This is a genomic window from Idiomarina sp. ST10R2A5 (assembly GCF_051842325.1).
In the GTDB taxonomy this organism is placed as follows: domain Bacteria; phylum Pseudomonadota; class Gammaproteobacteria; order Enterobacterales; family Alteromonadaceae; genus Idiomarina; species Idiomarina abyssalis.
Window position 1 is genome coordinate 266944 of record NZ_JBNIEX010000004.1, and the last position, 26156, is coordinate 293099.

Annotated in this window: 22 protein-coding genes; 14 read left to right on the top strand and 8 right to left on the bottom strand. The window is 47.2% G+C overall.

Annotated elements, in window-relative coordinates; all coding sequences use genetic code 11:
* The first annotated feature begins 65 nt into the window (after positions 1–65).
* From ACP7FG_RS07535 to asnB, 5 genes are read left to right on the top strand one after another with little or no spacing between them, the layout of a single operon-like run.
* Positions 66–557, top strand: coding sequence for a hypothetical protein (locus ACP7FG_RS07535; protein ID WP_054487319.1), 492 nt, complete (start codon positions 66–68; stop codon positions 555–557).
* Entirely contained in the window at positions 550–1983 is a 1434-nt protein-coding gene (locus tag ACP7FG_RS07540) for a sodium:solute symporter family protein (protein WP_054487321.1), read from the top strand. Before ACP7FG_RS07535 ends, ACP7FG_RS07540 begins: the two co-directional genes overlap by 8 nt.
* Entirely contained in the window at positions 1973–2095 is a 123-nt protein-coding gene (locus tag ACP7FG_RS07545; RefSeq protein ID WP_263621029.1) for a hypothetical protein, read from the top strand. The genes ACP7FG_RS07540 and ACP7FG_RS07545 overlap by 11 nt, the downstream gene beginning before the upstream one ends.
* 4 nt (positions 2096–2099) lie before the next feature.
* Complete coding sequence (locus ACP7FG_RS07550; RefSeq protein WP_439226007.1) at positions 2100–3167, top strand: aspartate/ornithine carbamoyltransferase family protein; 1068 nt, start codon at positions 2100–2102, stop codon at positions 3165–3167.
* A gap of 18 nt (positions 3168–3185) precedes the next feature.
* Positions 3186–5201: an asparagine synthase (glutamine-hydrolyzing) gene (gene asnB, locus ACP7FG_RS07555; protein ID WP_439226008.1), complete on the top strand. Its 2016-nt coding sequence runs from the start codon at positions 3186–3188 to the stop codon at positions 5199–5201.
* A 10-nt stretch (positions 5202–5211) separates the two neighbouring features.
* Here the strand turns inward: asnB and msrB are convergent, their stop codons facing one another.
* Positions 5212–6330 carry a peptide-methionine (R)-S-oxide reductase MsrB gene (gene msrB, locus ACP7FG_RS07560; RefSeq protein WP_439226009.1) on the bottom strand — a complete coding sequence of 373 codons (1119 nt, stop codon included), beginning with the start codon at positions 6328–6330 and terminating at the stop codon, positions 5212–5214.
* Between the two features lie 45 nt (positions 6331–6375).
* On the opposite strand from msrB, the gene ACP7FG_RS07565 reads away from it, so the two are divergent.
* Positions 6376–7428 carry a hypothetical protein gene (locus ACP7FG_RS07565; RefSeq protein ID WP_439226010.1) on the top strand — a complete coding sequence of 351 codons (1053 nt, stop codon included), beginning with the start codon at positions 6376–6378 and terminating at the stop codon, positions 7426–7428.
* Here the strand turns inward: ACP7FG_RS07565 and ACP7FG_RS07570 are convergent.
* From ACP7FG_RS07570 to ACP7FG_RS07590, 5 genes are read right to left on the bottom strand one after another with little or no spacing between them, the layout of a single operon-like run.
* Positions 7332–9101 carry an ExeM/NucH family extracellular endonuclease gene (locus tag ACP7FG_RS07570; protein ID WP_439226011.1) on the bottom strand — a complete coding sequence of 590 codons (1770 nt, stop codon included), beginning with the start codon at positions 9099–9101 and terminating at the stop codon, positions 7332–7334. The two genes, ACP7FG_RS07565 and ACP7FG_RS07570, sit on opposite strands and share 97 nt — an antisense overlap.
* A 1-nt stretch (position 9102) precedes the next feature.
* Positions 9103–9582 carry a MarR family winged helix-turn-helix transcriptional regulator gene (locus ACP7FG_RS07575; RefSeq protein ID WP_054487334.1) on the bottom strand — a complete coding sequence of 160 codons (480 nt, stop codon included), beginning with the start codon at positions 9580–9582 and terminating at the stop codon, positions 9103–9105.
* Positions 9583–9599: 17 nt separating this feature from the next.
* Complete coding sequence (locus tag ACP7FG_RS07580) at positions 9600–10697, bottom strand: CsiV family protein (RefSeq protein ID WP_439226012.1); 1098 nt, start codon at positions 10695–10697, stop codon at positions 9600–9602.
* Between the two features lie 15 nt (positions 10698–10712).
* Positions 10713–14195 (bottom strand): transcription-repair coupling factor, encoded by a 3483-nt coding sequence (mfd, locus tag ACP7FG_RS07585; RefSeq protein WP_222236830.1) that lies wholly within the window; start codon positions 14193–14195, stop codon positions 10713–10715.
* A 47-nt stretch (positions 14196–14242) separates the two neighbouring features.
* Positions 14243–14872: a PilZ domain-containing protein gene (locus ACP7FG_RS07590; protein WP_439226013.1), complete on the bottom strand. Its 630-nt coding sequence runs from the start codon at positions 14870–14872 to the stop codon at positions 14243–14245.
* Positions 14873–14957: 85 nt separating this feature from the next.
* Between ACP7FG_RS07590 and ACP7FG_RS07595 the strand changes: the two genes are divergently transcribed.
* Genes ACP7FG_RS07595 through ACP7FG_RS07605 form a run of 3 tightly spaced genes read left to right on the top strand, consistent with a single transcriptional unit; the run spans position 14958 to position 18101 of the window.
* Complete coding sequence (locus ACP7FG_RS07595) at positions 14958–16187, top strand: lipoprotein-releasing ABC transporter permease subunit (RefSeq protein WP_439226014.1); 1230 nt, start codon at positions 14958–14960, stop codon at positions 16185–16187.
* A complete protein-coding gene (gene lolD, locus ACP7FG_RS07600) occupies positions 16180–16866 on the top strand; it encodes a lipoprotein-releasing ABC transporter ATP-binding protein LolD (protein ID WP_199496445.1) in 687 nt (228 codons plus the stop codon). Before ACP7FG_RS07595 ends, lolD begins: the two co-directional genes overlap by 8 nt.
* Complete coding sequence (locus ACP7FG_RS07605; RefSeq protein ID WP_439226015.1) at positions 16866–18101, top strand: lipoprotein-releasing ABC transporter permease subunit; 1236 nt, start codon at positions 16866–16868, stop codon at positions 18099–18101. The genes lolD and ACP7FG_RS07605 overlap by 1 nt, the downstream gene beginning before the upstream one ends.
* 2 nt (positions 18102–18103) lie before the next feature.
* Here the strand turns inward: ACP7FG_RS07605 and ACP7FG_RS07610 are convergent, their stop codons facing one another.
* Entirely contained in the window at positions 18104–18610 is a 507-nt protein-coding gene (locus tag ACP7FG_RS07610; protein WP_054487350.1) for a DUF2062 domain-containing protein, read from the bottom strand.
* Between the two features lie 50 nt (positions 18611–18660).
* Here ACP7FG_RS07610 and ACP7FG_RS07615 point away from each other — a divergent pair, with 50 nt between their 5' ends.
* From ACP7FG_RS07615 to kdsB, 5 genes are read left to right on the top strand one after another with little or no spacing between them, the layout of a single operon-like run.
* On the top strand, positions 18661–20958 hold the full coding sequence (locus ACP7FG_RS07615; protein ID WP_439226016.1) for a DNA internalization-related competence protein ComEC/Rec2: 2298 nt from the start codon (positions 18661–18663) through the stop codon (positions 20956–20958).
* Between the two features lie 35 nt (positions 20959–20993).
* Entirely contained in the window at positions 20994–22742 is a 1749-nt protein-coding gene (msbA, locus tag ACP7FG_RS07620; RefSeq protein ID WP_439226017.1) for a lipid A export permease/ATP-binding protein MsbA, read from the top strand.
* Complete coding sequence (gene lpxK / locus ACP7FG_RS07625) at positions 22742–23728, top strand: tetraacyldisaccharide 4'-kinase (protein WP_439226018.1); 987 nt, start codon at positions 22742–22744, stop codon at positions 23726–23728. Before msbA ends, lpxK begins: the two co-directional genes overlap by 1 nt.
* On the top strand, positions 23718–23915 hold the full coding sequence (locus ACP7FG_RS07630; RefSeq protein WP_054487358.1) for a Trm112 family protein: 198 nt from the start codon (positions 23718–23720) through the stop codon (positions 23913–23915). Before lpxK ends, ACP7FG_RS07630 begins: the two co-directional genes overlap by 11 nt.
* A complete protein-coding gene (gene kdsB, locus ACP7FG_RS07635; RefSeq protein ID WP_054487360.1) occupies positions 23912–24673 on the top strand; it encodes a 3-deoxy-manno-octulosonate cytidylyltransferase in 762 nt (253 codons plus the stop codon). Before ACP7FG_RS07630 ends, kdsB begins: the two co-directional genes overlap by 4 nt.
* Here kdsB and ACP7FG_RS07640 read toward each other — a convergent pair.
* Complete coding sequence (locus ACP7FG_RS07640; protein ID WP_054487361.1) at positions 24670–26016, bottom strand: KamA family radical SAM protein; 1347 nt, start codon at positions 26014–26016, stop codon at positions 24670–24672. The two genes, kdsB and ACP7FG_RS07640, sit on opposite strands and share 4 nt — an antisense overlap.
* Between the last annotated feature and the right edge of the window lie 140 nt (positions 26017–26156).

Consider the following 26156-nt stretch of genomic DNA (forward strand, 5'->3'; position numbering starts at 1 on the left):
GTTGAAATTGCGAAGTTCTGCTGATAGCCTGAAATTTCAACTGATATTGGTGAGCAGAAGTCTTAATGACGATACAGAAAAACTGCTTTAACTATCGCTATATATTGTTGGTTTTATGTTTTTTAAGCGTATTGCCAACCACCACGCTTGCAAGCCCCCTGAAGCTAAGCGGGCCTGACTCTGTCGTCAAAGAAGGCTATTTTACCGTTTCTGTTAGTACGACTGCTGCAGCCGAGCTTAACAGAGTTACCATTGAAGTTGCCAGTGATTCAGAGTTCTCGGAAAATACTAAACAATTTCCTGCATTAGGCGACTTTAAAGACATTTCATTAACCGGCTTTAGCAATGGCTCCTACTACTTGCGGGCAAGAGCAGAAGACGCTAAAAACCAGACTTATCTCAGTAACACCATTGAAATTACAGTAAAGCATTACCCACTTTGGCAGGCTTTAACGCTATTCTTTATTGGTCTCGTTATTTTTATCACCTTAGTAGCAACTTTGCTGTTGCTGCATCGCCAATGGATACATTCTAAACACCATAAGCATCATGACTGAGTTCGCACTAGAGACGAGTACGGGTATTACAATTATCATCCTGTTCGGGGTGTTTTGGGTTGCCTTTGGTTATTGGCTAGGACGCAAAAACCGTAGCCATGAAGACTTTGCTTTAGCGGGGCGTAATGTTGGCTTCGCATTTGCGGCGGCAACCGCTATGGCCACATGGGTCACCAGCAACACCACGCTGGTAGCGCCACAACTGACCTATCAGTTTGGGATTTGGGGAATGATAGGTTATTCCTTTGCAGCCCTGGGACTTATTCTCTTCGCTCCAATGGCCAAGCGAATTAAAGAGTTGCTGCCTAATGGCTACACCTCCGGCGACTTTGTACGCCTGCGCTATGGCAACCTGGCCTGGCTTGTTTTTATTATTATTTCGGTGGTGTATGCGTTCGGTTGGTTAATCAGTCTGGGCATGGCAGGTGGCATTTTACTGGAATCGCTGAGCGGTCTTGATTACCACATTGGCATGACAACCATACTGACCATTTGTGTCGGTTATACTTTATTTGGCGGTATGCGGGCTGTAATAGCTACAGACTTTATCCAGGCCTTGATTATTATTGTTGGCGTCAGTTTTATCGCTTATTGGCTGATTGATAACGTCGGGCTGTCTAGCATCCACAGCAATTTAACGGCTGAACACCCACAGTTGCTGGACCTGCTATTTCCTGCAGCCGTCATGTTTCTGTTCAATAATATTTTCTTTGGACTTGGTGAAATTTTTCACTCCAATGTCTGGTGGTCGCGTGCGCTTTCTTTCAAAAAGAACGTTGCCTACAAAGCCTACTTAACAGGGGGGCTACTGTGGTTGCCCATTCCTATTGTAACGGGCTTTATTGCTCTTGCGGCTCCTCAGCTTGGAATATTTCCGCCAAGCCCGGATATGATAGGACCGACCGTTGCAGCAGCCGTACTCGGAAAAGCCGGGGCTATTGTTGTCTTTATCATCATTTTTTCCGCACTGGCGTCCAGTCTCGACTCCTTACTTGCAGCGACATCAGACCTGGTGACACAAGATATTTTCCATAAGCGGCTTAAGCCAAAGGCAAGTGACAAAACCTTAATGCGCTTTAACCGCAGCTGCATCCTGGGCTTGGGCATTCTGACCTGGTTGCTGTGTTTGCCGCGTATTGCTACGTTAGGTGCTTTACTTAATTTCGCCGGTGCTTTTGTCGCCAGTACTATCTGGCCAATACTGCTTGGGCTTTATCAACGCAGATTAACAGGCGGTTATGCAGCAGCGGCTATGGCATTTGGCACTCTATTTGGCATGCTGGGCTATTTCGCTATCGGATTTTATGTAGCGGCACTAACGTCTTGCGCGGTATCCGGGCTGATCTGTTTAGTCGGTATTATCCGTAGCGATAAAAAGTTTGACTGGAACCAGTTAGATGAAGGGGAACAAGTTCATGCTGATTAGTGAAGTCGCTTTTGAATGGATGATTTCTCTGGCACTGGTTATGACCTGTGCGGCCCCGGTTTTGTTACTGGGTCTTTTTATTAAAGATTTTATTTCTAAAACCATATGGTAATTGTATGACTATAAAGGATGTCTCCTTTGAAAGAGACCGCCCCGATGTGTGTGGCGATGCTCACCCAAAGGCGTTATTGAAAGCAATTCAGGAAGATGGTGATTACCTGCTGAAACTATCAAATCAGCATGTGGTATCTGCTGACCAGTTTTCGCAGCTGGGTATGTTGCAGTTGTTTCGACTTGCCGCTAAATACGAGGCTAACCCGCGTCGATTCAGTACATCACTGCAGGGAAAGATTTTAATTAGTGCCTTTTATGAACCCAGCACCCGCACACGGTTATCCTTTGAAAGTGCCTGGCATCGATTGGGCGGCGACATTATGTCCATTACTGATCGTTCCACGACAGGTATCGCTAAAGGTGAGTGCTTGTCTGATGTTGCTGAAATGTTCAACAACTACGGTGACTGTGTTGTCTTGCGTGACAACAACGAAACCTCATTAGAAGAGATGATCGACTCGCTGCGCATCCCCATTATTAACGCGGGCAATGGCTCAGACGAGCATCCGACTCAAGCATTAGCCGATATGTACGCACTGTTTAAGTGGCGTCCCGACCTGGTGACTGATGAAGCCGATAAAGCTCCGATAAAAATTGGCATTATTGGGGTGCCGGATAAAATGAGAACGGTTCGCAGCTTTATAAAATGCCTGGTGAAGTTTCCTAAAGCCATTGATGAAATTGTCATTATTCATGACGAGGAATCGTCTACTCAGTTGTTTGGAGAAGAGCAAAGAGAGCAGATTGAGCAGGCCGGAATTAGAATTCGTACCACTCGGGATTTAGAGCAGGTATTACCAGAACTCGATGTGGTTTATATCAACGCCATTTCGTGGGAAGGTGATACCTTTAGTACTTACGGTAGTGAGTTTCACTTAACGACGCAGTCACCGCTAAAAGACAGCGCCATTATTTTACACCCATTAGCACGCGGTCAGGAATTATCGACCGATCTCGACTCCACCCCCCATAACTGGTATTTCAGCCAGGCCCGGGGAGCGGTGTTTTTACGTATGGCGCTTTTGACCTGTATGGTGCAGCGAGCTGAGCGCGTCATTGATGTCGTCTGATACGAGGAAAAGCAAAGAATGTGCGGAATTGCTGGCGTTTTTCATCATCAAACGGAAAGAGCGATTGAACCCCAAACTCTGGTGAATATGGCGGCGATAATGCATCATCGCGGTCCTGATGGGTTTGGTTACGAAGTACAACAAGATTATGGCGTGGGATTCAGTCACGCCCGCTTATCTATTATTGACCTGGACGAAAAAAGAGGTCGTCAGCCGTTTTTGTCAGCCGACAAACGACTGATGCTGACTCACAACGGTGAGTTTTACGATTTTAAACGCATTCGTGCGGACTTAACCGCTCGTGGCGCACGCTTTAACAGTAAAAGTGACTCTGAGATTGTCCTGCATTTGTTTGAGCGTTACGGTCTGGAAGACACGCTAAAAGAGCTTCGGGGAGAGTTTGCTTTTGGTTTGTTTGATGCCGAAGACGAAAGCCTTTATTTAGTACGTGACCGTTTTGGAATTAAGCCTCTGTACTGGACAGAAACAGAACATGGGGTTGTGTTTGGATCTGAGCTGAAAGTGTTATTTTCTCACCCGGATGTTAAGCGGGAGTTTTCAGCCGAAGGTTTATACCACCAGTTAATTCAGGTCATGGTGCCGGGTTCTACGGCTTTTGAAGGTATTAATCAGGTTCAGCCCGGTTATGTGGTTAAGCTACAACGAAAAAACGGCACGGTGGTTGCGACCGAGCATAAGTACTGGGATGTCGACTTTCCGCCTGAAGAAAGCTATCCGGGCGCCGATGTCGATGAAGAATCTTATATAGAAGGTGTTCGTGCTAAATTACTGGAAGCTGTTCAGCATCGTATGACAGCTGACGTACCTGTCGGGTGCTATCTGTCCGGAGGTATTGATTCATGCGCAATTCTTGGTCTGGCATCGGCATCAACTCAAACTTCAGTAAAAGCTTTTACCATTGGGTTTGACTCTGATGACTATGATGAAACACCAATAGCACAAGAAATGGCGGAGGCGACACAGGCCGACCACCATATTATGCGGCTGAAAGCCGATGACCTGTATGACCATTTCGTGAAAACGCTATGGCACACCGAACGCACCATTTACAACACCCTGGGTGTTGCTAAGTACCTTATGAGTAAAGAGGTGCATGAGTCCGGTTATAAGGTGGTGATGACAGGCGAAGGGTCGGATGAACTCTTTGCCGGTTACCCGGCGTTCCGTAAAGATATGTTTTTGCATGGCTTAGATCACTTGCCAGAAGTTGAGCGGGTTGAATGGCAGGAGCTGCTGGAAAAAAATAATAAGCTCTTTAAAGGCGCTATGTTGGCCCGCGAAGAGTTTGTCAGCGACGCTTTTAACCAGAAAATGGGCTTTACTCCGAGCTGTGTACAGCCGTGGCTGTCTTGTTCTTCGGTAGCATTGCCGCTCATGTCAGAGAGTAAACGCCAACAAGTTGAGGGCTATGATCCCAGCACGGCGATTGCTGATACGTTGGACAAGAACATGCTCGATGGCCGTCACCCGCTCGACAGAGCCCAGTATGTATGGATAAAAACCATGCTGGAAGGGCAAATACTGACCTGGGGTGGTGACCGCGTTGACATGGCTAACTCAATGGAGGCGCGCCCCGCATTTTTGGATCACCATTTAGCGGAATACGCATTCACGGTTCCACCGCATTTACGTATTAAAGGCAATAAAGAAAAGTATGTGTTGCGTGAGGCGATGAAAGGGCTGCTTCCGGAAACGCTATATAAGCGAGAGAAGTTTGCTTTTATGGCACCTCCGGCGCATACGGATCCGGAAAAGTGGAAAGCGGTAGAGAAGCTGGCTGAGCAATTTCTGAGTGAAGATGCGGTTAAGTCAGCTGGTTTGCTCGATTACAGCGAAGTGGTTAAGACCTTTGAGCGACACCAGGATGAAAACGTTCCGAATGAAGAGCGTGTGCAGCTTGATGCGGTCATAAATCATATGTTGGGTGTTCAGGTACTGCACCACCACTTTGTGGCCACTGACGTACCTAAACAAGCAGAACAGCGAGCCAGAGAACTCGGCTGGACTGCCTAATTTTCAGCTTTTAATCTCCGGTGACTGCAGGAATGTAGTCACCGTAACCTTCTTCTTCCATATCTTCTAAAGGAATAAAGCGCAGTGCCGCAGAATTCATGCAGTATCTCAGTCCAGTTGGCTGAGGGCCATCTGTAAATACATGACCAATGTGAGAGTCTGCCTTACGACTGCGAATTTCAGTACGCGTGTAAAACCAACTATTGTCTTCTTTTTCAACAACGGCGTTCGGTGTTATTGGTTTTGTGAAACTTGGCCAGCCAGTGCCCGATTCATATTTATCCGCTGAAGAGAAAAGCGGTTCACCACTGACAACATCAACATAAATGCCTTGTTGCTCATTATCCCAATAAGGGTTATCAAAAGCAGGTTCGGTGGCGTCCTCCTGCGTAACCGCGTATTGAATGTCCGTTAAACGCTCTTTTAATTCCTTGTCACTGGGTTTAGTGTAACTTTGCTCGGTATTTTCATGCTCGCCGGTTGGGTTGTCGTTGGTGAACTGTTGGTAGTCAACGTCAGAGGTGTCTCCCCAGTGTTTTTCTACAAAGTCGTAGCGTCCCGAGTTATAGGTGTAAATACGATAACGAACAGGGTTCTTGTCGTAGTAATTTTGGTGATACTCTTCTGCCGGATAAAAACTTTTCAGCGGTGTTATTTCTATAACGACCGGCTCAGAAAAAGGACCGTTTTCATCGAGCCACTCACGAGACTGCATGGCGATGCGTTTTTGCTCGTCATTATGATAGAAGATAGCGGGGCGGTATTGCTTACCACGATCAACGAACTGTCCCTGGTTATCCGTAGGGTCACTTATGTGCCAGAGTTTCTGCAGTAAAGCAGCGTAACTGATAATATCCGGGTTATAGTAGATTTGTGCTGCTTCGGTGTGACCTGTTTGCCCTCCGGCAACTTGCTGATAAGTTGGGTTAGCTTCATCACCGCCACTGTATCCGGATACAACTTCACGAACACCGGGCATTTTTTCGAAAGCCTCTTCGACACACCAAAAACAGCCACCGGCAAAAGTCGCGATTTTTTCATTTTTTTGCTTTGTTGGCTCATTATTCTGTGCCATGCTGAAACAAGATAGTAACAAACCGGTAATAACAATTATTAGTCGAAATGACATTGTATTCTCCAACTTCAGACGGTATGTAGTTATAGACTATTCAACATGAAAAAGATTACTTGGTTCGTTTTTATTTTTAGCCTTAGCTGTCAATCTGTCGTTGCTGTTCAGCAGTCAGATGAAGAAGATGAGAGCATGTGGCTGGATCAATTTCGCAGCGGCCTGGGCTCATCTGTCGACGCTACAGCACGCTGGTTTGACGGATTATTTGGTGATGAAAGTATAGGTCGGTACGAACGTTCGTACGGGCGACTTTCGGTGGCACCTCAGTGGGACCAGTATGACGGCTTTGAAGTGAAGTCACGTTTTAGAGCGCGTGTGGCATTGCCTAAGCTAAAGGAAAACTTTTCGGCCTTTATTGGACGAGTGGACGAGAACGAATTTCTGGATGATGATTCCGCAGGCAGGCCCTCTGTTATTCGCTCACCGCAGTCTGATGAGGAGTGGCTGGTGGGTCTGGGCTTTGACCCTGAAATTAACGAGGCTCATAGGATGTCATACAGCATTGGTATTCGCGGGGGATTACGCTTTGATACCTACGCCCGGGCGCGTTATATGACGGGTTTTGTTTTTTCTGATAACCAACAGGTTCGTGCTCAGTCTTCCGCCTTCTGGAGGGATAGCGACGGTTTCGGCGTTGCACAACGGGTCGATTACGAAGCCACGTTAACCGATACCTGGCTTGTTCGCTGGGCCTCGATAGGAACCTTTGCCGAAGAAACTCATGGACTGCGCTGGAGCAGCACGGCACGTCTGTACCACCTTTATGGTGAGGATAAAGCCTGGGCAACTGAAACCTGGATAGAGGGCAATACGGATCATGCTGTGCCTATTCAGGATTATGGCGTACGTTTTCTAAATCGCCAGCGCTACTTGCGTGAATGGTTTTTTGCCGAAGCCTGGGTTGGCTACCACTGGCCTCGCAGCGAAGTTACAGATCAACGTAGTGGCCAGTGGTTAGTCGGTATTGAGTTTGAAGTTCATTTTGGAACCGATAACGCTTACATGCCCGATCCGGAAAAGCGTAAATCAAGCACCAGCGGATCATGGTCTGAAGAACGGAAGGGGCCGTCAGAAAAGTACGTCTCATCACGATAGTCGTAAACCCATGGCTCATCTGCGTTAAAGGGTAAGTGGTAAACTCCCTTAACCTTACTTTCCAGCGAATTGGCTACAAAGATATGATCCAGAGAACCCGCCTGACTGTCATATACATAAGAATAGTCCGTAGCATTCGAAGGGTTATAGAAGTTATTTTCACTAAAATAGCGAATAGGGTCTTCATGGTAATAAGCGTTGAAGTCGCCTAATAACACCGGGTTTGCTAATGACTCTTCAGAAATCCATGCCAGCAGCTGCTGGGATGATTTAAGACGTAACTCATTCCAACAGGCCTGGCCATCGTTCTTATTGCTATTAGGACTGTCAGAGTCTTCCGGACAGCTGCCTTTCGACTTAAAGTGATTAACGACGACGCTGAATTCGCTATCTGTGTTTCTATCAATAAAACGCTGTGCTAGTGGTGGTCTGCTGCCCCATGAAAATGGGCCCTGGCGAGTGAGGAGTGCGTGTGAACTCGGCTTAACCCGTTTGGGTTGATAAATAATACCAACGGTAATTTGATCCGTACCAATTTTTTCAGCCCGGGGCTCAGCAACTTCGTACTCTTTGCCGGAAGCTTTTTCCAGTGCTTCGACCAGCTGGAATATAGCACTACGCTCACCAAAGCCATCGTTCTCGAGTTCCATCAAACCGACAATGTCAGCATCAAGAGCGGTTAATGAGGCAACAATTTTTTGCAACTGACGTTTCATTTGCTCCGTATTGTCTGCACCTCTTGGTGTGGGGAAGCCCTGGCCTGAACCATTTCCGTTAAAGAAGTTGAGAACGTTAAAGCTTGCAATTCGCACAGAATCATTGGCTTTTTCAGGTAACTGAGGCTGTTTGGATGAACTCTCTAACGTTAAATCTTCAGTTGGCTGAACTCTATACGCATTATTGAACTGACTGATGATACCGCTAAAACTGGCTATAGTGGCTCCTGAACGTAAGCTGTTTTGTTTGCCGTGCCAAAGGTTTGAAAAAGGTAAAGGGCTGGGTTCAACGACATTGCTGTTATCGTCCACCTGAAGTCGATTCAATTGGTTTTCTTCAGTTTGACGTTTAGCGTCCTGGCCCGGCATAACGATTTGTGTTGGTGTCCATAAACGACCAGAAGACACGTCAAAATAGCCATGGCGTGGATAGTTATAATGCCCTGATATTGTTAACTCATTAGCTGAGGAGGCAGATAGCTTTATCGGCATACCTTCTAAAGCTTCTAACTCAGCCAGCGATTGAACCGGCAGTTTTAAGTCGGTTATGTCCGGGAGCGACTCGGCGTCACCACAAGTTGTTATGCTCGATATGTCAACCAAAGACGTTAACTGCGAGCGCTCGGTGACCTTACCGGTTAGCTGCACTTGCTCACCGATATCGACACTGGAATGATGCTTTTCTGTAACGGCAAATAAGCCTTCTGAGGTAGCAGGGTTATCATCCATATCTTCAGCAAAGCTGTGTATGAAAAAGCCGCTAAGCTCTTCATCAGTTTGCCAACTAGCCGTTACAATGCCGCGCACGGTGACTTGTTGGTCAATTAGACTGGACTGTTCGTTTTCCCCTTGAATTTGGGCTATAGGGGTAACTTCATTTTCATTGTCACAAATATCAGCAACCGCTGCGCCCGAGAAAAAGAGAACCGGTAGCAGAGTAAATAGTTGTTTATTCATTTTAATTATCCAGTTTGTGATAGCTTCCAACTTCGAGCACGGGCGCTGCGTCCAGACGTTCTGCGTCCATCATATTGGCAATTCTTTGCATCGATGAAAGCAATAGCGATTGCTCCCACTCGTCCAATGCCTGAAATTTCTCAATAAAATCTTCCTGAAGGGGCTGAGGTGCTTTCTCTAGTAGATTTAAGCCCTGTTCAGTAAGGTACAGAGAAACCCGGCGTTTATCCTGTTCACTTCGGTGTCTGTGGATGAGGTTACGGTGTTCCAAACGTTCGATAACATTCGAAACAGTAGCGGGACTTAAATTGATATTCTGCGCAACTTTACTGGCCGTAATGCCATTTGCGGCATTAATTTCACGTAAAATGAGCAGCTGAGGTCCTGTTAATCCGGAATATTTGTTGAGTTGTTTAGAATATAAGTCGATTGCACGAATGACTTTCCTAAGTGCCAGTAGTAACTCTTCATACTTTTCCATAGTTTCCCCGAAACCAACTAGTACCGTGGAGCTGACAGGTCAGTACGGCGAATTTGAACCACAACACCCAGCTTAGGGTGATCAAAGTAATGTGTCTCGTGACTGATAACCCGTCTTAACTGTGAGAAATAGAAACTACGCAGATACGGTGTTTGTTCGTTTGCGTTGTTTAAGGCCAGCGATGCCTGCGTTTCGATGTCGTTGGCGAGTTGTTTTATTTTGTCTTTTTCACGCAGATTAAATTCGCCATCAATATGCAGGTAATTACCAACCAGGAAAATATCGATGAGTCCATCGAACTCCCAAGCCAGGCTGGGGTGGCCTGCTGCTATTAAAGGAGGACGTACCGGTGTTCTTTCGTTTAACGGATTAAAAGGTTCTGAGCCTTGCTCTATAGCCGACAAAAGGTACTCAATATTATCCATCCGCTGTTTCTGGCTGGCGTTTGATAATGGCGTAGTAAGTTCTTCTTGCTCTCTTGGAAAGCCATTGTAGAAAAACGTTTCGCTGTAGTTTTTGCCGCCATAGAGTCGAAACTTACGACTTTCGCCACGTTTAAAAACGGGTTGGCGCCAGGCCAGGTGAAGTAACGGTTTACCTTGACCTTTGCGCTCCAACTCTTCACTAACAGGTGTTAGCTCTAAAACGTCTTTTGGCATTAAAAAAGGTTGTGAAGCTGTCTGAATGTCACCACCAGGGCCGTCAATGACAACCTCAGTATTACTGAGCTCTGACAACGCATGAACTGGGGCAAAAGGGTTTCCGGTAATGGGTATCCATTGGTCTTCGTTTTCATATTGGCAAGCAATATCAATTTGCCATTGATTATCTGAAAGTGGCTCGCAAACCGGCAAGGCGCTGCGTAGGCGGCGGTTCTGTAGACTATGATAATTGGTCAGCAAATCCCGGCTTTGATTAACGGCTATTGGTTGTATGGTCAAAGGAAAAGTCTCACCGGACTGGTCGGTGATGGTCTGTTTAAAGACCAGAACTTCAACTTCAAACCAGCGCCAGTAGTCTTTATCAGACTGAGCTACCGCATCAACAGACACCAATGTCATTAGTGCTGTTGTTAAACCCAGTACCGATTTTAATCCACGATGCACCAGCGCCATTTATTCACTCCTGTGTTACGCCGCCTGAGATTGTTCTGCAAATTCTTCTAACAGAGACTCTACCAGTTTTAACCGACTTTGAGTATCTTCCAGTGACTGACTTAAACGTAAACGGTTCGGGCCATCCAGTTTGTAGTAATTGGGCGCTTTTTGAATCAACCCTATAATAATTTCCGGGTTAATTTTTGTATCGTCGGCAAACTCAATAATGCCGCCCTGATTACCAATATCAATTTTACGGATACCCAAATGCTCGGCATTATTACGCAGTTGTGTTTGGCGCATCAAGTTCTTGGCTGCGTCTGGGAGTAACCCAAAACGGTCAATTAATTCCACCTGCAAATCATCCAGTTCTTTACTGGTTTCACAGTTGGCTATTCGTTTGTACAAGCTTAATCGGTTATTAACGTCTGGTATGTAAGCTTCAGGTAAAAGCGCCGGAAGTTTTAAGTCAATCTCAGCACGTTCGTGCAGCAATTGCGCAAGCGCGGGTTCTTTACCTTCTTTTAAGGCTTTAACCGCTTGCTCCAGCATGTCCATGTATAAAGTAAAACCAATGCTTTCAATTTGACCGCTTTGATCGTCTCCAAGTAGCTCACCGGCACCACGAATTTCTAAGTCGTGAGTTGCGAGCATAAAGCCGGCACCCAGGTCTTCCAACTGAGAAATGGCTTCGAGGCGCTTGTGTGCGTCTTTGGTCATGCGTTTGGGGTGTGGCGTCAATAAGTACGCATAAGCCTGATGATGGGAACGTCCGACGCGGCCTCGCAGCTGGTGCATCTGCGCCAGACCCAGGTGATCAGCCCTGTCCATAATAATGGTGTTGGCGCTGGGTATATCGATACCGGTCTCAATAATGGTGGTACAAACCAGCACATTAAAGCGCTGATGATAGAAGTCCGACATGATGCGTTCCAGGTCACGCTCACGCATTTGCCCGTGAGCAACCACAACACGCGCTTCCGGAACCAGGGTTTCAATATCGGCCGCGGTTTTTTCAATAGTGTCGACATTATTGTGTAAGAAATAAACCTGACCACCGCGCAGAATCTCACGTAATATGGCTTCCCGAACCGTTGGCTCGTCGTATTCGCGGACAAAGGTTTTTACTGCCAGTCGCTTCGCTGGTGGCGTGGCTATAATTGACAGGTCTCGAATGTTGTTCATGGCCATATTCAGGGTACGTGGAATAGGCGTAGCTGTTAGCGTCAGAATATCTACGTCAGCGCGCAGGCGTTTAATCGTGTCTTTTTGTCTTACACCAAAGCGGTGTTCTTCGTCGACAATGAGCAGACCTAAGTCATGACACTTAACATTGTCTTGCAGTAACTTGTGCGTACCAATAACAATATCGACTTTGCCATTAGATAAATCTTCAAGAATGCCTTTTGACTGCTTGGCGGTTTTAAAGCGTGAGAGCACTTCAACCCGAATGGCCTGATCAGCAAAACGATCACTGAAGTTTTCATAATGTTGCTGGGCCAGCAGGGTGGTTGGAACCAGCACCATCACTTGTTTACCTTCATTAACGGCAATAAAGGCCGCGCGCATGGCCACTTCGGTTTTACCAAAGCCCACGTCGCCGCAAACCAGCCTGTCCATTGCCCGTGGCTGTTGCATATCCTGTTTCACAGCATCAATTGCGGCCTGCTGGTCAATGGTTTCTTCAAACGGAAAGCCGGCGGCAAAACGTTGGTAGTCTTCTTCGTTAATATTAAATGCATAGCCGGGCTTAGCTTCGCGGCGGGCGTAAATGTCGAGCAGTTCTGCCGCAACGTCTCGCACTTTTTCTGCAGCACGTTTTTTGGCTTTTTCCCAACTGTCATTACCCAGTTTGTTTAAAGGAGCATGGCTTTCTTCACCGCCACTGTAACGGCTTAAAACGTTCAGGTTTGCTACCGGAACATAAAGTTTGGCGCCACCTGCGTACTCAATGGTGACAAATTCCGTGGTGACATTACCGGCATCGAGAGTCGTCAACCCCTGATAGCGGCCAACACCGTGGTCCAGGTGAACAACCGGCTGGCCAGCCTGCAGTTCTGCTAAGTTGCGAATGAGTGTATCGGCGCTGACAGTGGCTTTTTGCTGACGTCGGCGGCTTTGTACCACGCGGTTACCAAACAGTTCAGTTTCGGTAATAAACCAGAGTTTGGCATCGGGTAAATAAAACGAGTTAATAATGGGGCTGATAATTAAGCCGACTTGTTTGGTCGGACACTCTTCAAGACCTGAGCAAAGCGTAACCGGAAAACCGAGCTTGCTGACAATTTCACGCAGAGCTTCACGACGGCCTGCGCTCTCAGCGGAAAGCAGAACCTTGTCGTTATTTGCTAACGCCTGTTCTAATTTGGTTTTCAGTTTCGCAAAAGGCTGTTTTTGCTGATGATCTGCAGCTATTTCTGTAACGGCTTCTGTAAGAAACGGTGTCGGCCCGGGTTGTGCCATTTCTGCCGGTACGTTGGCTCGCACTCGACGGTACTGCTTGAAACCGGCATGAATATTATCGACGGGAAGAAACAGTTCATTAGGGTGTAACAATGGCCGTAACGGATCAAACTGGCGTTGATCGTAGCGATGATTAATATCCTGCCAGAGGCGCTCCAGGCTCGCCTGAATATTGCCGAAGGTAACCAGTACGGTGTCGTCCGGAAGATAATCAAATAAGCTTGCTGTTTCTTCAAAAAATAGCGGAAGATAGTATTCAATCCCGCCGGGTAACTGACCCTTACTGACTTGCTGATAGACCGATTCGCGTTCAGTACTTGCTTCAAAGTGTTCGCGGTAGTTTGCGCGGAAGCGTTCAATTGCCGTTTTGGTTAACGGGAACTCGTGCGCGGGCAGTAAATTAATGCCTTCTATAGGGTCTTTCGATAGCTGAGTTTCCGGGTCAAAAGGCCTGATACTATCAACTTCGTCATCGAAAAAATCGAGCCGGTATGGGGTCTGGCTGCCCATAGGATAAAGGTCCAAGATTGACCCCCGGGCGCTGAATTCACCATGTTCCATAACCTGGTTTACGTGGCGGTAACCTGCATTTTCCAATTGCTGCCGCAGCTTCAAGCTGTCGAGTTGCTGGCCTTTCTCAATTTGTAGTGCTTGACCCTGAACAAAAGACGTTGGTGCAATGCGGTGGAGCAAGGTATTAATACTGACAATCAGTGCGCCACGCTTAGCTTCCGGAAGGCGTGCTAACACACGCAAACGATCAGATATAATGTCCTGATGCGGAGAGAAGCTGTCGTAAGGAAGCGTTTCCCAGTCAGGGAAAAGCGTTATGTCGTCATGATACTCGGTGTGTTCACCGGCAAAATATTTAATTTCCTGTTCTAATCGGTAGGCCTGGTTAGCATCTGCAGTAACAATTAGTACCCGCCCTGGAGTCGCATCAATTAGCTTAGCAATGGCCAGTGCAGGGGCACTGCCGTGCAGTTCCTGCCAGGTGAGATCTTTATTTGCTGCCGGTGGGAAAGGGGGTCTTAATACAGATGCCTTAGTCATGACTACTCAAATGGTTTGGAAAAACGTCGGTATTATACCGAAATCAATCAGGATTTGGATGACAAGGAGTCGCTTTCTTTTTGCTCCCTGCGCTGTTTTGAACGTTCTTTAAGCTGGCGGCTTTGGGCATGAAGGCTGGCACGAATCAAGAGTTCCTGATCTTCCTCCCGAATTTGAGCAAAGCTAAGAGTGCAAAGGTAAGTATCACCATTTTCTTCAGGCTCTGACTTTTCAGCTCTCAGGTAGCAGTAAATTGCCAGAGCTTCTTCTTTGAAGAACAATTTGGCCTGGAACGTCTGGTCTTCTGTTAATGGCGAGTCATTGACAATACGAATGCCGCCGCCGCCATATTCAACACCCTCAAACCGGTACTCGGGGTCATTCTCATTGCGGAGCATATAACCGAGTAATATGTTCATACGCTTGTGCTGCTGCTCCAGAAAAGCCACCAGCGCGCTGCCTGACGACTGTTCAACTTTAATGCTTTGTAGTTGTTGCTGATCACTTTCAGCCATACTGGACGCAATAGTAAACAGCTCCGGGATCTCGGCAATAAACGCGTCTTCGTCCGGTATGTTGTCGGCCGAGTCCAGCGCAATTAAATTGACCGGGAAGTGATCTCTTACCGTGAAGAAATCTCCTATTGGCGATGTCATTGATGTCTGCGATTGCGTCATTGTTTCGGCTTTTAGTTGTCAGGCTCAATACAACTCATTATCCTTGCTCGTTATGAATTAGCAACCATCAAATAATTGAGGGTATATGTTTCAGCCGGTTGTGCTGTTTATTGGCCTGCGTTACAGCCGGGCAAGGCAGGGCTCTGCTTTTACGGCATTTATTAACCGCTTTGCTTTTGCAGGTATTGCGCTGGGCGTAATGGCGCTAGTGGTTGTTATGTCGGTTATGAATGGCTTTGAAGGACAGTTGAAAAGCCGTATTTTAGGTGCCGTGCCGCAGGTCACTGTAACGGATCCGGACAGTAGCACGCAGCTAAGCAACTGGCAGGAGGTTCAACAACAACTGCCTGAACTGGCGACAATAAAGGGTTCTGTCCCTTTTGTACAAACGCAGGGCATACTGCAAATATCGGATAAAATGTCCGTTGCCAACATACAGGGCGTCTACCCGGACAAGGGCGCATTGCCGCCTTCACTTACCGAGAAGATGGTTGCCGGCAACTGGGAAAGTCTGGAATCGGGAAGCTACCACTTGGTTATTGGTCAGCGGCTGGCACAAAAACAAGGTATCGCCCCGGGGGACACTGTCAGAGTGATTGCCGCGCAGGGTGGCGTTTATACCCCCTTTGGACTGGTACCTTCGCAACGTCGCTTTGTCGTCAGTGGTTTATTCGCTATGGGCTCCGAAGTTGATGAGTCGGTTGTGTTCGCTCACGGTGACGACCTGGCGCGATTAATCCGTCTTCCCGAAGGCAAAGTGACCGGCCTGCAGCTGTTTCTAAATGATGCCTTTGATGCCCCACAAGTTGCTCAAACCCTGCGTAACCAGACCAAGTTAAGTGTTGATGACTGGCGCCAAAGCTATGGGCAGCTGTTTGAGGCTGTTGGCATGGAAAAACGCATGATGTGGCTAATGCTGGCCTTGATCATTGCCGTGGCTGCATTTAACACATTGTCTGCTCTGGTTATGGTGATAAATGATAAGCGCCATGACATTGCCATACTGCAAACACTGGGTTTATCTAACGGCCGTATTCGCACCGTGTTCTTACTTCAGGGGCTTTATAACGGCGTTCTTGGGTCTTTGTTAGGTATTATTTTAGGACTTCTTTTGAGTTGGTATTTAAATGACATTCTGGATTTATTCGGGGCTCATATAGTTTCAGGCACTGAGGAAGGCTTACCTATTACCATCAACCTTTTCCAGGTTACTGCTACGGCTGTTGCTGCAATTCTGTTAACTCTGGTGGCAACATTATACCCGGCTTCACAGGCAGCTCATGTTCAACCATCGGAGGCATTACGCTATGACTGACGCGCTGTTGCGTTGCTCAAAACTGAGTAAATCGTATCAGGACGGTAATAATGAAGTGACCGTTTTAAAAGATATAGACTTTAGCCTTCAGGCTGGCGAGATGGTGGCTGTAGTCGGAACCTCCGGCTCGGGGAAAAGTACTTTGCTGCACTTGTTGGGGGGCTTGGATAAAGCTTCCGGCGGACAATTGTTTTATAAAACTGATGAAATGACGCACTGGAAAGCCGACAAACTGGCGCAGTGGCGTAATCAGAACCTTGGGTTTGTGTATCAATTCCACCATTTGTTGCCCGAGTTTTCGGCACTGGAAAATGTCGCAATGCCGCAAATGATAGCGGGTAAAAGTCCGGCCGAGGCAAAGCGGCAGGCAAAGCAATTGCTGACCAGAGTAGGTTTAGAGCATAGACTATCTCATCGGCCTGCGCAGTTGTCGGGGGGAGAACGTCAGCGGGTTGCTATTGCCCGGGCTTTCGTGAATAAACCTCAAATTGTGCTTGCTGACGAGCCTACCGGTAATCTCGATGGCGAGGCCGCAGAGAGTATTTATCAATTAATGTTGGAGTTGAATAAAGAAACCAACACGGCTTTTATTGTGGTAACCCATGATTTGCATCTGGCAGAGCAACTGCAGCGCGTAGAAGTCTTGAAGAACGGTGTTTTGCATAAGGAAGAAGACTAATGCGGCTTGCCTGGTTAATTGCCCGTCGCTTTCGTCAGGGAACATCCAAACAAGGCTTCTTGTCGTTTATATCGGCGTCATCAACTATTGGTATTGCTCTTGGGTGTGCAGTATTAATTGCCGCACTGTCAATGATGAATGGTTTCAACCAGGTGTTACAGAATAAGCTCTTAGCGGTTGTACCTCAGATTGAATACAGTGCCGTTGAAGGGGCTTTGGATAACTGGGAGCTCGTGGCAGAAATTGCTGAACGGAACCCTCAGGTTGTTGCTACCGCACCGGGTGTCAATGCCACGGTAATGGTACAAACCCAGTCGACATTTCATGGCATTCAGGTTCGGGGCGTTTCGGCAGAGCATGAACAAAAAGTTTCTTCTTTATCGGACTACGTCAGTAAGGAAGACTGGCAGCGCTGGCAGCAAAAGGGCGGCTTGCTATTAGGTGCCGGGTTAGCGGAAAAACTGGATCTAGAAGTAGGCGACTCAGTTTCGTTGTTAACCCCCGAAAAATCGGAACGAGGTTTTCGCTCTCCCGAGCGTGTCAGGCTGCAAGTGACGGGGCTTTTTCAGTTTGGTGGGCAAATTGATTACCACAACGCTTACGTTTCACTCGATACAGCGATAAATGAGCTGGATTTTGCCCGCGATGTCAGTTCTGTCCGATTGCGGGTAAAAGATGTGTTTTCTGCGCCGGCTGTGGCCAGACAAGTGGGTAATGAACTGCCTGAACTGGTGTACCTTGACGACTGGACGCGAAGTCACGGGCACTTGTATCGCGATATTGAACTTGTGCGCTGGGTGGTCTATCTCGTTCTCATTCTGGTTATGGCGGTTGCCTGTTTTAACATTGTATCGACGTTAATTATGACGGTCGCCAAAAAACGCAGCCAAATCGCAATGCTGAAAACCTTGGGTATGAAAGATAAAACCTTATTGCAGTCTTTTGTTCTGCAGGGGGTTATGAACGGGTTGTATGGCGTTGTTATCGGATGTTTTTGCGGAATACTGCTGGCCCAATTTTTACCCAATATTATGCTGGCGCTGGAAACCTGGTTTAATTTTGATGTGCTTTCCAGTGATATCTACTTTGTCGGTGAAGTGCCTTCTGAATGGATTTGGTCGGATGTTTTTCTGGTGGCGGGGGTAGCACTACTAATGAGCTTGCTTGCGACTCTTTATCCGGCCTGGAGAGCAGTGAAAGTTGAACCGGCTAAAGCTTTACACCAAAGCATTTAATTTTAAGGGTTACGGCGGCGCCAGGCTTTGACCACAGACTGGCGCCACAGCAGACGAATACCAATGTAACCAATAAAGCTGGATAACGTTCCTAAAACCAAACAGCCAAGCAAGAAAGCCGGACCTATGGTTGAAATACTGTGCATTAACCACTCCCAACTGGCTTCAAAAGCAAAGGGCTGTGGTGGTTCTGCTAACAGAGCATTTCCTACCAGGTAGCAAAGGTAAAACATGGGGGGCATGGTAATAGGGTTGGAGACCCATACCAGACCAACTGAGAGTGGCAGGTTTACGCGAAAGGGAATTGCTGATGCTGCCGCTAATAACATTTGAAAAGGAACAGGTATAAAAGCGCAGAACAAGCCTACCGCAAAGGCTCCTGACGCCGAGCGTCTGTTCAGGTGCCACAAGTTTGCGTCATGCAAAAGGCTGCCAAATAAGCGGATCGCTTTTGACTCGCGCACTTTTTGGTGATCAGGCATTAAGCGTTTAATGAAGCGTCTGGCCATAATGTGACGTTTATTACCTATCCTGTTACTGCCCCAAGGAAGGAGCAACGATGGATCGCTGGTTACTCGTGTTTTCAGGCGGAATTTTGTTCGCCTTTACTCACTCTGACATTAAATTCTGGCTGATTGTTTCAACTATCGCATTACTATTTTTGGCGATAGCTTACACCCGCATGGGGGCCGGCCCGAAAAAAGCAAAACGGCGATCGATCGCACGACTACTGATGGCGTTATTTTGCGGTATTTTATGGGCTAATGCCAACCTTTATTGGCAAAATATACGGGCAATACCGGCGTCTTTTCTCAATTCCGACGTTAAGCTCAATATCGAGGTGGATGAAATATCCCGGAGTTACCCTTACCACGTGCGGATAACGGGCAGGGTTAAAACGCTGTCAGACAACGCGTTGCCTATTTGGAAGCAATCCAGAGTCCGGTTGAACTGGTACCGGGCGAATCTTAAACAAGCCCCTAAAGCAGGAGAAACCTGGCAGCTGGTTGCGCGCTTAAAGGAAGCGACAGACTATCGTAACCATGGGAGCTTTCGGTATCGACAATATTTGCTGCGCAATAACATACACGCAATAGGAAGTATTAAAGAGGGCGTTAAGCTTGATTCTGATATCAGTCTTCGGCAAAAAGTCTTTGATTGGATACAGGAGTCTGATCTGAACGAACCCGGCATACTGGCTGCCTTAACTATTGGTGAACGCAGCTTACTGAGCCGAAAAACCCGGGAAAGTTGGCAAAAAACCGGTTTGGCTCACAGCCTGGCTATATCGGGTTTACATTTGGGGATGGTTGCCGCTTCCGCTGTATTCTTTTTTCGCCTCTGCTTTCGCTTTCTCCCTGTTGGCCTGAAAACCAGAGAACTCATTAACAGCCGTTTCTGGTCGCTAGTTTTGGCGGCTTTTGTTGTAACAGGTTATGCCGCCCTGGCCGGTTTTCCCGTGTCGACAGTAAGAGCGCTGGCCATGTTTTTGGTCGTTCTTTTGCACCTGACGCTAAGCCTGAAATTAAGACCACTAAGTTTACTGTTACGAGTTACTGTTGCGGTACTTGTGGTTGATGTTTTTGCTTTGCAGGATCCGGGCTTTTGGCTTTCGATTACAGCGGTTGCGGCATTGTTCCTGGCAAGCTGGCGTTGGCAAAAAGCCCGCGGAAAACTCTCTGCTATTAAGAGCCTTTGGTCCGTGCAGTGGTTGTTACTGGTGGTTATGGCACCTTTGTCGTTTTTGCTATTTGGCGGGTTTTCGCTGCTGGCACCGTTAGTTAACTTGCTGATATTACCGGTTATAAGCTTTTGGTTGTTGCCATTGGCGTTAGCCGGAACGGTTGCCGTACTTTTGGATTTAAGTTTCGCTTCAACACTTTGGCAATTAGCAGAGCTTCCGATTGTATATTTGAATCCGTTTATCGGTTTTTTAGCGAAGCAGCCAGTAACCTGGTTGCAATTAGATGTCTGGCCTGTAAGCCGTGAGGCAAGGTTCGGTGGTTTGTTTGCGTTAATCCTCGTGCTGCTGGTGCCGCTTAAGAACGCCTGGCAACGCACAGTGCTGCTTTTATGTTTGCCTCTTTCTGTTTCGGTGCTCCTAAATCAAAGAGACGGGAAATTGCGCCTTCACGTTCTGGATGTGGGGCAAAGCCAGGCTATAGTGCTGGAGCGAAATGGCAGAGCCATACTGGTCGATACAGGTATTGAATTTAATTCTGGTTTTAGTGTGGCCGAGTCGGTGATTGAACCGTTTTTAAATTACCATGGACTTGTTCCGGAGCTTGCGTTTATCAGCCACGGAGACAGCGACCACAACGGCGGGCGTGATTTCTTATCAAGACGCTATCCCAATTTGCAGTGGCAGGGGGAAGGCAGCAATAAACCGTGTTTAGCGGGGGATACGGGGCACTGGAATGACTTACAATGGAGAGTGCTATGGCCTTCGAGGGAATATCAAGGTTCAACCGCATTAAGTAAAAATAATCGTTCTTGTGTTTTACTGGTTCAATTCCGGGGTTTTACCGTGCTTTTGCCCGGGGACATTGAAATGCCTGCCGAGAAAATGCTGTTAGAGCGGTTGCAAAGCCCTGCTGAAATAGAGTCCGATGTCATGGTAGTTCCGCACCACGGCAGTAAAACGTCCACCAGTTGGCCATTATTGCAGGCCGTAGATGCGGATATCTACTTGATAAGCTATGGTCGGCATCGTGGGTACCGTTTTCCCCACCGATATACTCTGGAAAGACTTGCGCGAAAGAATAGCCCCTGGCTTGGGACGATGAAGAGTGGACAATTAACCATTGTGAGTGACGGCAGTACATGGAGTTTGGAGTTACCCTTTGAAAACAGGTAGAATACCAAAAGTGTTAATGACTTAATTGAGACTACATGGATTCTCAGATTAAAAAAAAGACGACCTTCAAGCGCTTGTTAGGTTACATCAAACCTTATAAAGCGGCCTTTACTCTTGCTATTATCTGCATGATTGGCTATTCGGCCATTGATACCTTATTTTTGTCCCAAATAGAAACTTTAATTGATGACGGTTTAACTGAGCAAGACTCTAAAATATTGCTCTACGGTGCGCTTTTTGTTCCTTTTGTTTTTATCCTTAGAGGGTTACTAAACGTAGCTTCCAGTTACTTTCTGCATTGGGTTGGTTTTAAAGTTGTCACTAAAATGCGTCAGCAGTTATTCGACCATATGATGAAGCTGCCTGTCAGCTTTCATGACCAGCACTCAACCGGTGACTTAATCTCCAAAATAACTTATGACACTCAGCAAGTAGCCGAAGCCAGTAGCCGCGCGCTACTGGTTTTGATTAAGGAAGGTGCGTTTGTTATTGGCTTGCTTGGGTTGATGTTTTATCAAAGTTGGCAGCTGTCGTTAGTATTTTTGGTTGTAGGTCCTTTAATTGCTAAAGTTGTTGGGGTCGTGTCCAAGCGCTTCAGAAAAGTCAGTAGTCGTATCCAAACGGCTATGGGCAATGTTACAACAACCGCTGAACAGATGATTAATGGCCACAAAGTGGTCGTAATGCATCAAGGACAAAAAGGTGAGTCTGCACGTTTTTCCGAGATCAATAATATTACCCGCAACCAGAATATGAAGCTGGTAAATACCCGGGCCATTAGTACTTCGGTTATTCAGTTTATTGCTTCTTTAAGTCTTTCCATGGTTTTGGTTATTGCCAGTTTTCCGGAGATGCTGGGAGAGCTCTCAGCCGGTGCGTTTACTACTTTGCTGACAGCCATGATTATGTTGCTGCGCCCATTAAAGCAGCTAACGAACGTGAACAGTGATTTCCAACGAGGTATAGCCGCGGCTACCAGTGTGTTTGATATTCTTGATGAGCCCATTGAAATTGATAAAGGGTCTCGAGTTATTGATCGTGCGGCCGGGGATATTGTTTTTGAAGATGTGACTTTTGCTTATCAAAAAGATGATGAGCCAGCACTTCAGCAAATTAATTTTAGCGTAAAACAAGGCAAAACCCTTGCATTGGTGGGTCGCTCGGGCAGTGGTAAATCGACGATTTCAAACCTGCTGACCCGGTTTTATGATGTAGAGCAGGGTCGCATTTTGCTCGACGGCTACAACATTAACGACTATAAACTGAAATGTCTGCGTCGCCAGTTTGCTCTGGTTTCACAAAACGTGACGCTGTTTAATGACACTATCGCCAATAATATTGCTTATGGTGCAGCGAAAGAGTTGTCACGGGAGCAAATCACTAAAGCAGCAGAGCAGGCTTACGTTACCGAGTTTACTGATAACATGCCGAAAGGGCTGGACACCATGGTCGGCGAAAACGGAGTGATGTTATCCGGAGGGCAGCGGCAACGTATTGCTATTGCTCGAGCATTACTGCAGGACGCTCCTATCCTGATTCTGGACGAAGCTACATCGGCGCTGGACACGGAGTCTGAACGTCATATTCAGGATGCTTTAGGCACCTTGCGTCAAAACCGGACCGCCATTGTTATTGCTCACCGCTTGTCGACCATTGAAAATGCGGACGAAATTATCGTAATGGATAACGGCGAGATTGTTGAGCGAGGTACCCATCAGCAGTTACTGGATCATGAAGGCGCGTATTATCAATTGCATAACTTGCAGTTTAGCGGAGGCGCCTAGTGTGGCTACAAAAGCAGTGGTATAAAGCCAACCTGCATCCTCTTTTAATTTTGCTGGCACCGCTGTCATTGCTGTTTTGGCTACTGACCAACCTGCGCCGCAGTTTTTACCATTTAGGCCTGATGAAACGCTATAAAGCAGAAGTGCCTGTTATCGTTGTCGGTAATATCAGCGTTGGCGGTACAGGGAAAACGCCAATGGTGGTTGCTCTATGCCAATGGCTGAAAGATGAGGGTTGGACGCCGGGCATTATTAGCCGTGGTTATGGTGCAAAAGGTCCATTTCCTCATTCGATTGCAGAAAATGATAATGCCGCAGATGTTGGCGATGAACCTTTGCTTATGCGCCGGAGAACCGATTGTCCGGTAGTGATCGCACCTAAACGAGCCGAGGCCGCGCAGCTCCTGTCCGAACAACATCCCGAAGTCGATGTCATTATTAGTGATGATGGTTTACAGCACTATGCATTAAAACGCGATATTGAGCTGATTATGATTGACGGTGAAAGAGGCACAGGAAATGGCTGGTTGCTGCCGGCAGGTCCTTTACGTGAAGGACCATGGCGTTTAAAAGGTGCGGACTGGGTTATTTCTAATTACGGTCGTCATGCTTTTGCGCGTCATGTAGTGGATGTTACACCAGGCCACTGGTATCGGGTTGATAACGATGAAAAAGTTGAGCTAGAAACGGATAGTAGTTTTAATGCAGTTGCCGGTATTGGTTACCCCCAGCGATTTTTTAACTCTTTGTCTGAGCAAGGGGTACAAGTTGAGAAAAGTCAGGCATTTGCTGATCATCATGTTTTTAGCGAAGAAGACTTTTCTCAATTAAACGGTAAGCCTATATTGATGACAGAGAAAGACGCCGGAAAGTGTCAGTCATTCGCGCAACCGGACTGGTATTATCAAACAATAGAAGCACAACTGCCCGAGATAATGAAAACTAACTTACTGGCAGAGCTGGAAAGGAAGAAAAATGCCCATTGATAAAAATACATTAGCGATTTTAGCTTGCCCTAAGTGCAAAGGTAAGCTGACTTACTATGCCGAAAAAAATGAACTGGTCTGTCGGGGCGAGCGACTGGCTTATCCTATTGATGAAAACATTCCGGTTTTATTAGCCGATAAAGCCCGCGAATTGTCTGCAGAAGAGTTAGAGAAGGTTCCTTCATGAGTTTTACCGTTGTTATTCCCGCACGTTATGGCTCCAGCCGACTGCCTGGTAAACCTCTGGCTGACATTGGTGGTAAACCAATGATTCAGCATGTGGTTGAAAGGGCTGAAGCCAGTGGCGCTGCGGAGGTGATTGTCGCAACTGATGACCTTAGGGTAAAAGAGGGCGTTGAGAAATTTGGCGGCCGAGTCATGATGACTTCAACGGAACATTCATCGGGTACTGAGCGCCTGGCTGAGGTTATTGAACAGTTGGCGCTTGCGGAAAACGAAGTGGTGGTTAATGTGCAGGGCGACGAGCCTTTCATTCCGCCTGAGATTATTCGGCAGGTTGCGGATAACTTAGCCAACCAACGGCAGGCGCCTATGGCGACTTTAGCCGTTCCTATTACCGACGCTGAAGATATTTTTAACCCGAATACAGTAAAAGTGGTTACCGATGCGGCCGGATACGCACTGTACTTTAGTCGTGCGGCTATTCCATGGGACAGAGAGCACTTTTCTGCAGAGCGGGATACCAATGTCATTGCCGATCATTACCACCGACACATTGGTATTTATGCCTATCGGGCAGGTTTTGTCAGACGTTATATTGAGTGGCAGGCTAGCCCTATAGAGCAGCTTGAATCCCTAGAACAGTTGCGAGTGCTTTGGCACGGGGAGCGTATTCACGTGGCCGAAGCTATTCTCGCGCCGGCTGCTGGTATTGATACAGAAGAAGACCTGCAGCGGGCACGAGAACGGGCAGTCGATGGTTAATCCATCGCTGCCATTTTTGAGTATTCGTCTTCGAAAAAGAACTTTTCTTCTCCAAAAGCCGGCTTTAATTGATGTAACCAGGTTGCATCCGGGTCGTACTTAGCAAAGAAGGGGCGTTGAACCCAGTCCGGGTTGCGTCCCTGAATAAAGCGTAAAGCAAAAACTTTTTCGCCTGCAATTTCGGTCACACCCTGAACTTCCACTTTGCCCGGGCCTGCACTCATTGAAGGGCCGCGAACCGTGCGAGCAATGCCGGATACCTGCTGGTAAGCCTTTTGGAAAATCTCCCAGGTGCGTTCCAGTGGCACTTCAAAGTAACGTTTGGCACCAGTATCCCGCTCCACAAACATATAGTAAGGGATCATACCTAACTGTACTTGTTTCTCCCACATAGAAGCCCAGACATCGGGGTCATCGTTAATGTGTTTAAGCAGTGGAGCCTGGCAGCGTATTTGTGCACCGGTAGCGCGCAGGCGACGAATAGCTTCCTGACAGACTTCCGTGCGCAGTTCATTAGGGTGGTTTAAATGCGCCATAATGGATACGTGTTTGCCGCCGGCAACTAAACGCTCTAATAGACGCAGCATGTCGTCTGCGTCCGGGTCAGTAATGAAGCGGTAAGGCCAGAAGGTCAGCGACTTAGTGCCAATACGTATGGTCTTAATGTGCTCAAACTCTGGTTTAAGTAAGTCTTCCAGGTAGTGAGCCAGCTTACGTGTGCGCATAACCATAGGGTCGCCACCGGTGACCAGTAGGTCGGTCACTTCTTTGTGCTGAGCTAAGTAGCGATGTAATTGATCGGCATCATTAGAGTTAAAGCGTGTTGCTTTACCCACGAATTGTGCCCAGCGGAAGCAAAAGGTGCAGTAAGAATGGCAATACTGCCCCTGAGCCGGGAAAAATAAAACCGTTTCACGGTATTTATGCTGCATGCCAGGCAAAGGTTCACCGTCAACATGAGGGACGTTCATTTGCATTTGGCCAGCAGGGTGAGGGTTCATTTCATCACGTAGCTGAGTTGCTAAGTCAAACACTTCGTTAGTCGTGTGTTTACCTGACATCAAATCCGCCATGCGCTGATAGGCAGACGGCTCCAGCATATCCTTTTGTGGAAATGTTAGTTGAAACAGCGGGTCATTGGGTACATTTTCCCAGTCAATGAGTTCATTAAACACATACTCGTTAACTCTGAACGGCAGGACATTAGCAACGACTTTCATTTCAAAGCGCATGTCAGCAGGAACTTTTTTAAGCGCCTCAATTTTATCTAACTGGCGATGCTGATATACCTTGAACTTACGTGGCGTAATGATGGGTTGTTGTACATTGACTACTTGCTGCATAAGCCTCTCTGTAATTATCTGCAACCTGCTAAAAGCACGTTGAAAATGAATTTGTCTGTCAGCTCTTGGGCGACCAACGAAATGCGACGTAGTATAAAGAAATTGGGGGTAAGTTGCACGTTCTGTAAGGGATAAAAAGC

Bases quoted from the DNA above. Each gene is read 5' to 3' on its own strand.
- ACP7FG_RS07535 (WP_054487319.1), top strand. From the start codon at position 66: ATGACGATACAGAAAAACTGCTTTAACTATCGCTATATATTGTTGGTT.
- ACP7FG_RS07540 (WP_054487321.1), top strand. From the start codon at position 550: ATGACTGAGTTCGCACTAGAGACGAGTACGGGTATTACAATTATCATC.
- ACP7FG_RS07545 (WP_263621029.1), top strand. From the start codon at position 1,973: ATGCTGATTAGTGAAGTCGCTTTTGAATGGATGATTTCTCTGGCACTG.
- ACP7FG_RS07550 (WP_439226007.1), top strand. From the start codon at position 2,100: ATGACTATAAAGGATGTCTCCTTTGAAAGAGACCGCCCCGATGTGTGT.
- asnB (WP_439226008.1), top strand. From the start codon at position 3,186: ATGTGCGGAATTGCTGGCGTTTTTCATCATCAAACGGAAAGAGCGATT.
- msrB (WP_439226009.1), bottom strand. From the start codon at position 6,330: ATGTCATTTCGACTAATAATTGTTATTACCGGTTTGTTACTATCTTGT.
- ACP7FG_RS07565 (WP_439226010.1), top strand. From the start codon at position 6,376: ATGAAAAAGATTACTTGGTTCGTTTTTATTTTTAGCCTTAGCTGTCAA.
- ACP7FG_RS07570 (WP_439226011.1), bottom strand. From the start codon at position 9,101: ATGAATAAACAACTATTTACTCTGCTACCGGTTCTCTTTTTCTCGGGC.
- ACP7FG_RS07575 (WP_054487334.1), bottom strand. From the start codon at position 9,582: ATGGAAAAGTATGAAGAGTTACTACTGGCACTTAGGAAAGTCATTCGT.
- ACP7FG_RS07580 (WP_439226012.1), bottom strand. From the start codon at position 10,697: ATGGCGCTGGTGCATCGTGGATTAAAATCGGTACTGGGTTTAACAACA.
- mfd (WP_222236830.1), bottom strand. From the start codon at position 14,195: ATGACTAAGGCATCTGTATTAAGACCCCCTTTCCCACCGGCAGCAAAT.
- ACP7FG_RS07590 (WP_439226013.1), bottom strand. From the start codon at position 14,872: ATGACGCAATCGCAGACATCAATGACATCGCCAATAGGAGATTTCTTC.
- ACP7FG_RS07595 (WP_439226014.1), top strand. From the start codon at position 14,958: ATGTTTCAGCCGGTTGTGCTGTTTATTGGCCTGCGTTACAGCCGGGCA.
- lolD (WP_199496445.1), top strand. From the start codon at position 16,180: ATGACTGACGCGCTGTTGCGTTGCTCAAAACTGAGTAAATCGTATCAG.
- ACP7FG_RS07605 (WP_439226015.1), top strand. From the start codon at position 16,866: ATGCGGCTTGCCTGGTTAATTGCCCGTCGCTTTCGTCAGGGAACATCC.
- ACP7FG_RS07610 (WP_054487350.1), bottom strand. From the start codon at position 18,610: ATGGCCAGACGCTTCATTAAACGCTTAATGCCTGATCACCAAAAAGTG.
- ACP7FG_RS07615 (WP_439226016.1), top strand. From the start codon at position 18,661: ATGGATCGCTGGTTACTCGTGTTTTCAGGCGGAATTTTGTTCGCCTTT.
- msbA (WP_439226017.1), top strand. From the start codon at position 20,994: ATGGATTCTCAGATTAAAAAAAAGACGACCTTCAAGCGCTTGTTAGGT.
- ACP7FG_RS07630 (WP_054487358.1), top strand. From the start codon at position 23,718: ATGCCCATTGATAAAAATACATTAGCGATTTTAGCTTGCCCTAAGTGC.
- kdsB (WP_054487360.1), top strand. From the start codon at position 23,912: ATGAGTTTTACCGTTGTTATTCCCGCACGTTATGGCTCCAGCCGACTG.
- ACP7FG_RS07640 (WP_054487361.1), bottom strand. From the start codon at position 26,016: ATGCAGCAAGTAGTCAATGTACAACAACCCATCATTACGCCACGTAAG.